This window comes from Aeromonas sp. HMWF015, from assembly GCF_963878965.1.
Taxonomy (GTDB): domain Bacteria; phylum Pseudomonadota; class Gammaproteobacteria; order Enterobacterales; family Aeromonadaceae; genus Aeromonas; species Aeromonas veronii.
The window spans coordinates 1-5,038 of sequence record NZ_CAWNZT010000108.1; the positions used below are offsets into that span (position 1 = coordinate 1).

The window sequence follows — 5,038 nt, forward strand, 5'->3', positions numbered from 1 at the left end:
GGTCGAGCGAAAAAGTGGTGCTGCATTGTAGTCGTCCTGACAGGTAATACCAGTTAAATCCATGGCAAATAGCCCGCCACGGGCGCCACATCAAAAAACCATAAAAAAATGCCCCGCACTGCGGGGCATTTTGCTCGTTACACAACCAGGGTGGAGGCTCTTTGTCCATCCATCGTATGACTGGTCGTTTATCCCGTCGCTCTCGGAGCGCACTGCTTATCCATTTCCCGATGTCACATCATCAAGGTTTATCGGTGAGCCCCTTGGCGAGCCATGCCGTTGCTCATTTCTGTATCACGCTGCGGCAGAAAAAACATCAGGTAACGCAGTGCCACATACCCGACGATCATGGTAGCCACCCCCAGCTCGAAGTGGGCTAGCAGTCTGATCTGCTCGACGTAGTGACTGCCTTGCGCAAACCCTTCAACCAGATGGGCCACTTTGAACAGGGCGGTAGCACCGATCACCAGCGGGAAGGTAAAGGCGGCATAACCCGGCGAGAAGGGCAGACGCAGCAGTTTGATGAAGGCCAGATAGATGATACCGGTCATCAGGATGGCGATCCCCAACAGCACGGCCACCAGCAGCAGTGACGGCTCCTGGCTGACGGTCAGGTAACCGGCCAGAGAGAGGCTGGCAGGGGCCGCCAGAATGGCGATGGTCGGTTTGGCGGCATCCGGCACTTCATGGCTGAAGATCAGGCGATAGAGCATCAGCGGCAGCATCAGGCCGTAGCAGATGATCCCGAACCAGAGCAGGCCGTTGGCCAGCGGGGCAAACTGACCGCCCGGGAAGGCGACGTCAGCCACGATGATCCCCACCGGCGGCACGAACCAGCTCGGCACCATGTGGTGGATTTCAAACTCTTTGGCGCGATGCCAGATAAAAGTGGCCAGGAACAGCAGGTGAACCGCCACGGCAAACAGCCAGAGGGCCTCACCCGCTTGCGGCGCAATCATACCCAGCGCTTTGGAGACCACCATGGTGCCCATGGCATAGGTCGGTACCACACTGCCCACCACGGGGTGAGCGAGATCCTGCAACAGCAGGCGGGGGTGAAGCAGAAACTTGAAGGTCAGGATCACCAGCAGCACGGCAGCAATGGCAGCGCCCAGCAGTTGCATCCGGCCATCGAAGTGACCGGCATTTTCCCAACACCAACCAAGGCTGGCGATGCCCAGCGCCAGACCCGCCATGGGGGTTGGGGCGGCAGCCAGTGATTTACGGGTTCTTGCGATCATGATGACACCTTTCTATTGATGACTATGGCGATAGGATAATGGTCTCTTATCGTTTACGATATCTAAATGAATTAAATCAATCATTCAGGAAAACCAAACACGATGAAACTGACCCTGCAGCAGCTGAAAGTGTTCGCCACCATTGCCCGCTATGGAAACCTTGGCCTTGCCGCCAACGAGCTCTGCCTGAGCAAGGGGGCTGTCTCCCAGTCGCTGCAGGAGCTGGAGCGCCAGCTCTCCACCCCGTTGTTTGACCGCATTCACCCCAGATTGCAGCTCAACAACGAGGGGCGCCTGCTGCAACCGGCCGCCGAAGAGCTGCTGACCCGGATGCAGGATATCGAGAACCTGTTCAGCCCCGATGCCGAGCCGAGCGGCCAGCTGCGCCTTGGTGCCAGCCAGACCATCGGCAACTACCTGCTCCCCACCCTGCTCGCCAGCAGCAAACAGGAGCTGGGGCTCCCCCCCAAGGTGACCATCAACAACACTCACCTGCTCTGCCATGCGCTGGCCAACTTCGAGCTGGATATGGCACTGATCGAGGGGGAGAACCACCACCCCGACCTGCTCGCCGAACCCTGGCTGCAGGACGAGATGCTGGTGGTAGCTCCACCCGGTCACCCGCTTGCCAACAAGAAGGAGCTCTCCCTCTCCCGTCTGGGGGGCGAGACCTGGGTATTGCGTGAAGCACAATCGGGCAGCCGCGAGCAATTTATCCAGCAGATCCAGCCCGAGCTGCCCCGCTGGCAACCAGGGCTTGAACTCAACACTCTGGAGGCGGTGATGCTGGCGGTGGAGAAGGGGCTTGGCATCTCATTTATCTCCCGGCTGGCAGCCTCGGATCGCCTGGCAGATGGGCGGCTGATCGCCCTGCCCCTCTCCCGTCGCTTCCCGCGCCAGCTCTCCCTTATCTGGCACAAGCAGAAGTACCACTCAACCTCCCTGCGCCACTTTATCCACTTCTGCCGTGCTCAGGTGAAGGATGCCGAGGTGAGCCGCGCAGAGTAACGCCCGCTCGGAGCGCCGCTCGCAGACCTGCACACCAATGGGAAAAAGCAGAGAGGGAGCCACGGCTCCCTCTCTTTGATTCGCTTCTGAGTATCACTTCGCCAGACTGCGCAACCAGCTGATCTCCTCGCCCCAGATGGACTCGTCTATGGTCTCGAGGATCAGCGGAATGCGATCGAAGCGATCATCATTCATGATGTGGTGGAATACTGCCTCTCCCAGATTGCCCTCCCGCAAGCTGTGGTGGCGATCGACCCGGCTACCGAAGGTACACTTGGCGCCGTTGATATGCATCCCCTTGAGATAGTGAAAACCCACCGTGCGGTCGAACTCTGCAAAGACGGCAGCGCAGCTCTCGGCAGTGCGCAGATCGTAGCCAGCGGCAAAGGCGTGGCAAGTATCGAAACAGATCCCGACCCGGCTCTTGTCCTCCACCCCCTCGATGATGGTGGCTAGGTGCTCGAACGACCAGCCGAGGTTGGTCCCCTGCCCGGCGGTATTCTCGATTACCGCCGTCACCCCTTCACTACGCTCCAACGCCCAGTTGATGGACTCGCTCACCAGCTTGAGGCTGGCCAATTCGGGAATTTGCTTGAGATGGCTACCGGGGTGGAAGTTCAGATAACAGAGCCCCAGTTGCTCGCAACGCTTCATCTCGTCGAGAAACGCATCGCGGGATTTGGCCAGACCATCGGGATCCGGGTGGCCCAGATTGATGAGGTAACTGTCGTGGGGCAGGATCTGCTCCGGCAGAAAACCGGCCTTGTCACAGGCCGCCTTGAAGGCGCGGATGGTGGCATCCGACAAGGGGGCGGCCTGCCACTGACGTTGATTCTTGGTAAAGAGGGCAAACGCGTTGGCCCCGATGGCCTGAGCGCGGGCGATGGTATTTTCCACCCCGCCGGCCGCACTGACGTGGGCTCCGATATATTTCATACAATCTCCTCGATACGGCAAGCCGCCATTATGCCGATCCAGCCCGGCCACGCCAAACCGGGATATCCGATAGCGGGTATCGACAAATAGCGCCGCCTTGGCAAAGCGGCTGCGTTTCATGGCGCAATCGGCCTGCTCTGTAGCAACCTCTCCCCAGAAGGGATAGTTAGAGCCCGTCCACGCCAGCATGGCGCCCATAAAAAAACGCAGCGTATCGTCTGAGCAATAACGCTGCGTCTTTGGGTCTCTCGGCCGTCCCCCTTGCCGTGACCCGAATGGCCAGCGACAAGGGAGCAAGAATGCGCGGGGAGAGTCGCCTTAGAAGGGCATTTTAAAACCTGGCGGCAGTTGCATGCCACCTGTCAGTTCGCCCATCTTGGCCTTGTTCTGCTCTTCCACACGACGCACGGCATCGTTGCAAGCGGCGGCAACCAGATCTTCCAGCAGCTCCTTGTCATCTTCCATCAGGGAGGGGTCGATCTCGATGCGACGGACGCTGTGGCTACCGGTCATGGTGACCTTGACCATGCCAGCACCGGCTTCACCGGTCACTTCCATCTGAGCCAGCTGCTCCTGCGCCTTCTGCATACGCTCTTGCATCTGTTGGGCCTGTTTCATCAGGTTCCCCATTCCACCTTTACCAAACATATGTCGTCTCTCGTCTTGAAATCCGGCATCCAGCGCCGGGCTGTGGGCTTGTCTGTCCTAGATGGGGACAGCCAAACTGCTTTTCAACCGGAAGCAAGCTCCCGGCCACGGAATTTAGCGGTTGAGTGGCTCGATGCTCTCGTGATGAAGCACGGCACCAAACCGCTGAACTAAAAACTGCACGTTGGGATCCTGCTCCAGATCCCGGGTCACCTGCTCGCGCACCCCGAGATAAAGGCGATGTTCGATCTCAAGGGGGGTCTCCTGGTCAGGCACCACACCAAGCGTCACCTCGACCTGCACCGGTTGACCCAGCGCTGGCCCGATGATCTCGGCCAGATCGGCGCGCGCCTTGTCGCTCACCAGATGGCGCTGCTCGGGCTTGAGAGTTAGCAGTACCTTGTCCCCTTCCCGCGTCATCACCGAGTTGATGGCGAGCTGGCGCAGCCGCCCTCCCACCTGAGTGTGGGCAATCAACTCGGCCCAAGCATCGCCGCAACCATTGAGCAGCGAGGAGGGGATAAGGCGGGTCGCCTCCCCCTCTTGCGGCTCGCTGTCGCTCTCGAGCTCATCCCAGTCGATGGTCTCCATCACCGGCTGAGCGGGCTCACTCTGCGTCACAGGAGCAGCAGCCACTGCCGTGCTGGCAACGGGCGGTTGGGTCGCTGGGGTGGACGTCACCGCTGGCGCCGCAGCGCTGCGCTCGCCAGGTCGATAGCTCGGCTGCCCGTCGAGATCCCAGGGTGGCAGATCGGTTGGCTGGGCCGGTGCCGTGACGGGGGCATGGCTCATCACCTGAGTCTGCTCGGCAAAGCCCTGATTGAGATACTCTTCGTATTCCCCGTTATCACCCTGCGGCTCGTAACCGTCGCCATAGAGATCCACTGGCGGCAGATCATCATAGTGTCCCATCGTCGCCATCCCCTGCCCGGCCGGTTGGCCGACCGGAGCTGGCTGTTGGGTGACGGCCGGAGCAACAGCGGGCGCGACAGGACGAGCTGGCGCAACCGGCACCGCGCGCGGCGCGGGCGCCGCCGGGGCATCCTGACCACGCTGGCGGCTGCGCAGCATGTTTCGCTTACCAAGCAGGCTCTGCATGCTCGATACCGCTGATACCGGTTCAGCAGCGGCAACAGGCGTTGCTGTCGCTGCGAGCGCGGGCTCGAAGGGGGCGGTCAGCGGCTCGCCACGGGAATAGTCCGTAT

4 protein-coding genes and 1 pseudogene are annotated in these 5,038 nt (G+C 60.5%); 1 reads left to right on the plus strand and 4 read right to left on the minus strand.

The window, feature by feature from the left end; genetic code table 11:
• Nucleotides 1-248: 248 nt before the first annotated feature.
• Nucleotides 249-1,241, minus strand: a complete 993-nt coding sequence (locus tag AACS18_RS05240) for a TDT family transporter (RefSeq protein ID WP_108613882.1) — start codon at nt 1,239-1,241, stop codon at nt 249-251.
• 102 nt (nt 1,242-1,343) lie between these two features.
• Between AACS18_RS05240 and AACS18_RS05245 the strand changes: the two genes are divergently transcribed.
• Nucleotides 1,344-2,249 carry a LysR substrate-binding domain-containing protein gene (locus tag AACS18_RS05245; protein ID WP_040068074.1) on the plus strand — a complete coding sequence of 302 codons (906 nt, stop codon included), beginning with the start codon at nt 1,344-1,346 and terminating at the stop codon, nt 2,247-2,249.
• 93 nt (nt 2,250-2,342) lie between these two features.
• Here AACS18_RS05245 and nfo read toward each other — a convergent pair whose 3' ends face one another.
• The 3 genes and pseudogenes from nfo to AACS18_RS23120 all read right to left on the minus strand — a co-directional run.
• Nucleotides 2,343-3,185, minus strand: a complete 843-nt coding sequence (gene nfo, locus AACS18_RS05250) for a deoxyribonuclease IV (protein WP_106843572.1) — start codon at nt 3,183-3,185, stop codon at nt 2,343-2,345.
• 318 nt (nt 3,186-3,503) lie between these two features.
• On the minus strand, nt 3,504-3,833 hold the full coding sequence (locus AACS18_RS05255) for a YbaB/EbfC family nucleoid-associated protein (RefSeq protein WP_005333445.1): 330 nt from the start codon (nt 3,831-3,833) through the stop codon (nt 3,504-3,506).
• 114 nt (nt 3,834-3,947) lie between these two features.
• Nucleotides 3,948-5,038 (minus strand): annotated as a pseudogene (locus AACS18_RS23120) (DNA polymerase III subunit gamma/tau C-terminal domain-containing protein); the annotation flags it as partial.